Here is a 4,009-nt window from a genome sequence, read left to right on the forward strand (position 1 = left end):
TTTGTTTATATTGCCGCTATCGCTATTTTGTTGATTTAGCTCATCCTTCCCTATTTTTCAAACAAGGCCTAATCTCTCGCTTTCAAATTGATTACTTGTAACGGGAACGGAACAGGGGCCGCAGTTCGGAAATAGGGGCCTTAGTCTCAATCAGCTGACGCATCCGTTCTTCGGCAGCGGCGATTTTCAGGCATTCCTCCAGCACCTTCTCGGCCAGTTCATAGGGGACAATACACACACCGGAATCGTCGGCCACCATCAGGTCGCCGGGGGTGACCAGCTTGCCGCACAGAGTGACGGGACCGTTCATCTCCACGCACTCCATGCGGTATTTACCGGTAATCTGCGTGGTGCCGCAGGAAAAGACGGGGTAATTATACTCCCGGATGGAGGACACGTCTCGGCAGCAGCCGTTTACGATGTTGCCAGCAAAGCCGCAGCTTTTGCCCACGGTGCAGCTCTGGCCGCCCATATTGGAAACATCCAGGTTGCCACCGAAGTCGGATACCAGCACGTCGCCGGGCTCGCCGATATAGTAGATGTCCCGGGTAGACATGGCAATGAAGTCATGGTCGTGAGCGCCCTGGGTGGGGGTCTTACGGACGGGGATATTACGAATGGTCACGGCGGGGCCACAAATCTTGCTGCCGGGAATGACGGGCTTCAGGTAAGAGGTGGGGATGGCCCCATCAATACCGTAGGAATCCAGCACGTCGGAGACAGTGGTGGACATATCCTCCATGGAGAGGTAGCCGTCGATGATCTCTTTCTTCACGCGGGGAAACTTGATCTTGGTGATCCGCTCACGGGGAACCAGTCCCCAAATACGGCCAGCAGCCTCATACTCAGCGTAATCGGCATCGCGTTGGGCACGCAGTTCAGCGACTTCCTTGTTGTAAACTTCTACCTGACTAAGATCCATTTTGCAGCACTCCTTCAAATGAATTCGGTTAATAGTTTCCTGAGTGGAAACCTAGAATGCCTATATGCTAACACATTACTGCTTCGTCCGCAAGACCTTTTGGGTAAAATAGATTATTTTCAGATGTATAAACAGTTTTTTGCCGCCGTTTTAATCAAAAACGACGGCAAAGTTTTCTATATGGAAATCACACTTGATATTGTTCTTCTTTCGCTATAACGACTGTCCGATGGTCCCCTGCATCAGATCACGGGACATCTCACTAGCAATTTCTTTCACTAAGAAAATATATCTCTCTCTTCGCACTGCGTCTACCCGCATCCTGGGTGCACCAATAGAGATGGCAGCCCACACACTGCCTGAATCGTCCCGGATAGGCGCACCAATTCCTACTGTTTCGATGTTCAGTTCTCCATCACTGATAGCATAGCCTTGCTCTCGTATTTTGGCATATTCCTCCAACAGTGCACCAGGAGAGGTAATAGTCAACTCTGTAAAGGCGATCAGTGGCTCATCCATTAGACGCTTACGTATGACATCATCCTCCTGAAATGCACCCAAGATTTTTCCGGTTGCTCCAGCATATAATGGCCTTTCTTGACCTACATCTCCTGCTACACGCACTGCTTGTAAACTTTCTTCCCGATAAACCAAGTTAGCTTTTCCGTTAATCAGCATACTGAAAGAGGCGTTTTCTCCCGTCAAATCCCGCAGACGAATCAAATAGGGCTTTACCATTCTGGACAAGCCGATTTTATCCTCATAAGTTTTACCTAGAATGTAAATAACCGGCCCCAAAGTGTACTTGCGGTTTACTGTTTGAGCAGCAAGACCACTATTCACTAAAGCATTAAGCAATTTGAAGGTACCGCTTTTGCTGCATTCAATTTTTGCCCCCAGATCTGTCACACTATGTACATAGGGAGCTTGCCCTAAAAGTTTGAGCAAAGCGGCTGTCTTTTCAGATGAGTTCATTTATTCCACTTCCTTTTTCTTATTGTATCTTCTTAGCTTACAGATTGTCAAGCAGTACTTATAGCATAAAATTAAAAACTTTTTGATGGAGTATTCTCCGATAAGAAACAACACAGTCATTTTAAATGAAAAGTTCCTATCATATCAGTGCGCTACGCCAAAATTTTGCAATTTTACTATTGGAATATTGCATTTTAAAAAGCCACATGGTAATCTGGTAAAGAACAGGGTTTCCTATTCGGAATCTTTGCTAAATAAAATAAGATAAGAAAGTGAGTGAGGCAAACATGGGAAGCTACGTTATAACCGGTGGCACAACTGGAATCGGTGCGGAAGTCAGGCGGCTCTTGTTTGGAGCTGGGCATGAGGTATTCAACATTGATTATCGCGGTGGCGATATAGAGGTTGACCTGTCAACCGATGAAGGTGTAAGCACCGCCATTCGTGCGGTTACGGAAAAGTATCCTGACGGTATTGATGGCCTCATCAGCAATGCAGGTGTAGGCCCTACCGCACCGCCAGAAAAGATTTTCTCGTTGAATTTCTATGCCGGCACTTACATCGCTGAAGGATTGCGGCCCCTGCTGGCTAAGAAAAAGGGCTGCTGCGTGATGACCAGTTCCAATTCCATCACCAATTCCAGTGTTCGAATGGACTGGGTTGAACTGTTGAGCAATTTGCGTAATCGGGATCGAGGTATGGACCTGGCCCGTATGATTCCACAGGCTCAAGCTGCTTCGGTGTACAGCTCTTCCAAATGTGCTCTGGCCCGTTGGGTACGCCGGGTTTCCCCTTCTTGGGCTGTGGACGGCCTACGAATCAATGCCGTTGCTCCTGGCAACACCACTACACCTATGACCAAAAATCTGACAGAGCAACAAAAGGATGCTGCTCTGCTCATTCCGATCCCCACACGTTATGGCACGAGGGAATTCCTTGATGCAGAGGAGATTGCCAATGCAATCGTTTTCTTGGCCTCAAAAAAGGCCAGCGGTATCAATGGTGTGGTATTATTTGTAGATGGCGGCATCGACGCACTTATGCGCTCCGAGCGCTTTTAAAGGAGGCGATTGAGATGACATTATTGGAACAGTACATTGATTGTATGCGCAAAGGCGACGAGTGTGCCTTGGCTGACCTGTTCGCCAAAGACAGTGTTCTCCACGATTCATCTTGGACGATGGTAGGCGAGGACCCTCTGCATCTGTCCGGAAAAATGGCGGTAGAAATGATGTTTCACCATAAATTCGGCTACAATGGGGGTCCGTTCCCCATTAGCGGAGTAAAATTTATGGAAGAAAACGTGGCATGGTACTTCATTGTATATCATGGGAAAGTTGTTCCTGTAGTTGCCTATCTTTCCTCTGAAACCGAGGATGGAAAGATAGATCGACTGAATATACTTCCGATGTAATTATGAGAATGAAAATCCTGCGTGATTATACCCAAGTAAAACTATTTGCTTTTGCAGGACGGTATGACTGTCCTGCTTTTCTATATAGTATTACACACGAAAATATGAAATAAATCTCATCGTGAGACGCAAATAGAAGTTGTGTTCAAACTGCAAAACAGTCACATGGCAACTCTATGCCATGTGACTGTTGGTCTAATAGCATCGATTCAGATGTCATTTAGGGGACTGCACCCAACGAATTAGTGAAATCTTCTCGGCTATCTAACAGAGAATTGATTAAGTCAATCACTATTTTTCGTTCTCTCTTATCACAAGCTAAATATAGACGGGCTACCTGTTCCAATTCCGGATCAGAAGCTATAAGCTCCAGGTAAAAAATTGAATCCGCTGATAACCCAAGTCCACGTAACAAATCATTTAGCACCGCAACCTTGGGGATACTGCCTTCATTTTCAATTCCAATTATATACCGCTCACTAATACCAGATCGTTCAGATAATTGTGCCCTAGTATAACCACGATCTTCACGAGCAGTTTTAATCCGCTCTCCCATCTTATCTGTTATATCAACTGACGCTATTTTGTGTTTGTTACTTGCCACCAGCAGTTCACCTCCCGGCTCTTAGAACCTGTATTCACAAGGAGAAAAGAACGTGGTAAAATAGAGATATGGAAGAAAAAGGACGGGAGTCGTA

General features: G+C 46.2%; 5 protein-coding genes. 2 read left to right on the forward strand and 3 right to left on the reverse strand.

The window, feature by feature from the left end; all coding sequences use genetic code 11:
• Positions 1–91 precede the first annotated feature (91 nt).
• Together D5269_RS16980 and D5269_RS16985 are read right to left on the reverse strand one after the other, a co-directional pair.
• On the reverse strand, positions 92–922 hold the full coding sequence (locus tag D5269_RS16980; protein ID WP_016315131.1) for an RraA family protein: 831 nt from the start codon (positions 920–922) through the stop codon (positions 92–94).
• 213 nt (positions 923–1,135) lie between these two features.
• The gene (locus tag D5269_RS16985; RefSeq protein WP_016315130.1) at positions 1,136–1,897 is read right to left on the reverse strand and encodes an IclR family transcriptional regulator; all 762 of its coding nucleotides are present in this window, start codon (positions 1,895–1,897) and stop codon (positions 1,136–1,138) included.
• A gap of 287 nt (positions 1,898–2,184) precedes the next feature.
• Here D5269_RS16985 and D5269_RS16990 point away from each other — a divergent pair, with 287 nt between their 5' ends.
• Positions 2,185–2,958 (forward strand): SDR family oxidoreductase, encoded by a 774-nt coding sequence (locus D5269_RS16990; RefSeq protein WP_016315129.1) that lies wholly within the window; start codon positions 2,185–2,187, stop codon positions 2,956–2,958.
• Positions 2,959–2,972: 14 nt separating this feature from the next.
• Positions 2,973–3,311: a hypothetical protein gene (locus tag D5269_RS16995; protein ID WP_016315128.1), complete on the forward strand. Its 339-nt coding sequence runs from the start codon at positions 2,973–2,975 to the stop codon at positions 3,309–3,311.
• Between the two features lie 220 nt (positions 3,312–3,531).
• Here D5269_RS16995 and D5269_RS17000 read toward each other — a convergent pair whose 3' ends face one another.
• Positions 3,532–3,915, reverse strand: coding sequence for a helix-turn-helix transcriptional regulator (locus D5269_RS17000; RefSeq protein WP_158605063.1), 384 nt, complete (start codon positions 3,913–3,915; stop codon positions 3,532–3,534).
• Positions 3,916–4,009 lie beyond the last annotated feature (94 nt).

The organism is Anaerotruncus sp. 1XD42-93 (genome assembly GCF_009917605.1).
Classification (GTDB): domain Bacteria; phylum Bacillota; class Clostridia; order Oscillospirales; family Ruminococcaceae; genus Anaerotruncus.

Excerpts from the sequence above, each read along its gene's own strand:
- D5269_RS16980 (WP_016315131.1), bottom strand. The coding sequence starts at position 922 with ATGGATCTTAGTCAGGTAGAAGTTTACAACAAGGAAGTCGCTGAACTG.
- D5269_RS16985 (WP_016315130.1), bottom strand. The coding sequence starts at position 1,897 with ATGAACTCATCTGAAAAGACAGCCGCTTTGCTCAAACTTTTAGGGCAA.
- D5269_RS16990 (WP_016315129.1), top strand. The coding sequence starts at position 2,185 with ATGGGAAGCTACGTTATAACCGGTGGCACAACTGGAATCGGTGCGGAA.
- D5269_RS16995 (WP_016315128.1), top strand. The coding sequence starts at position 2,973 with ATGACATTATTGGAACAGTACATTGATTGTATGCGCAAAGGCGACGAG.